General features: G+C 66.0%; 2 protein-coding genes. Both read left to right on the forward strand.

Translation table 11 applies throughout. The features are described from left to right. The coding region (locus EXE44_RS17190; RefSeq protein WP_137717990.1) for a helix-turn-helix domain-containing protein at positions 1–134 on the forward strand (134 nt) is incomplete at its 5' end. Between the two features lie 97 nt (positions 135–231). Continuing rightward, positions 232–660, forward strand: a complete 429-nt coding sequence (locus tag EXE44_RS17195; protein ID WP_092923448.1) for a helix-turn-helix domain-containing protein — start codon at positions 232–234, stop codon at positions 658–660. The last annotated feature ends 230 nt before the right edge of the window (positions 661–890 follow it).

The raw sequence follows: 890 nt of genomic DNA on the forward strand, positions 1-890 counted from the left end.
GGTACTACGACTGGCCTCGCGACCACACTGCCGAGGAGATCGCCGAGAGCCTCGATATCGCCTCGGCGACGCTCCATCAACACCTCCGGGCGGCGGAGCACGCGCTCGTCTCGTCGTTCGTCGACGACGAGTGAGGGCCGCGGACCGAACCGGGTACCTACGTGTCTCGGTATCTCTCGCCCGAGACACGTAGCGTGGGTGATCATACCGGCGGCGCGTGACGCATAGTGTATGAGCACCGAACCGATCCCGCTGTCCCGACTCGACGGCTCGCACGAGCGCACGCAGCGCCTCCTCATCGAGGTCGCAGACGTGCTGGGCCACAAGTGGCACCCGATCATCCTCACGCAGTTACTGAACGGAGAGCACACGTTCAGCGAACTCGGCGCGGCCATCGACGACGTGTCGAACAAGATGCTCTCGGACAGCCTCTCGACGCTCGAAGCGGAGGGGCTCGTCGACCGCGAGGTGGTGAGCGAAAAGCCGGTCCGAGTCAAGTACACGCTAACTCAGCAGGGGCGAGAATTAGAGGCGGTCCTCGATCCGATGCTCAGGTGGGGTCGGGAACACCTGTCCGTCGACGGAGTCGAGGGGACGCAGAAGCCGACCGGCCCGCGTCTTCCGGGTCGCGCCGGCGGGGAGGTGCCGGACGATGAGTAGTCGAACGGACTTGTCGACGGACGTCTCGTCGGATGCGCGGGCCGAGCGCGGAGGCAGCCACCGGGGAACGAGAGCCGACGAGAGCGCGCTTTCGGTGAAAAATCCCACACGCGAGGAGGTGTTCCAGACGGTGTTCGACCTCGGCGAACAGGACGTTCGCACCTACGACGCCGTCGTCGAGGTCACGGGAGCGACGACCAGCGAACTGAGCGACCGCCTCGACCGCGACC

Source organism: Halorubrum sp. SS7 (genome assembly GCF_005435055.1).
GTDB lineage: Archaea > Halobacteriota > Halobacteria > Halobacteriales > Haloferacaceae > Halorubrum > Halorubrum salinarum.

Coding starts and splice junctions, on each gene's coding strand:
- EXE44_RS17195 (WP_092923448.1), top strand. CDS start 232: ATGAGCACCGAACCGATCCCGCTGTCCCGACTCGACGGCTCGCACGAG.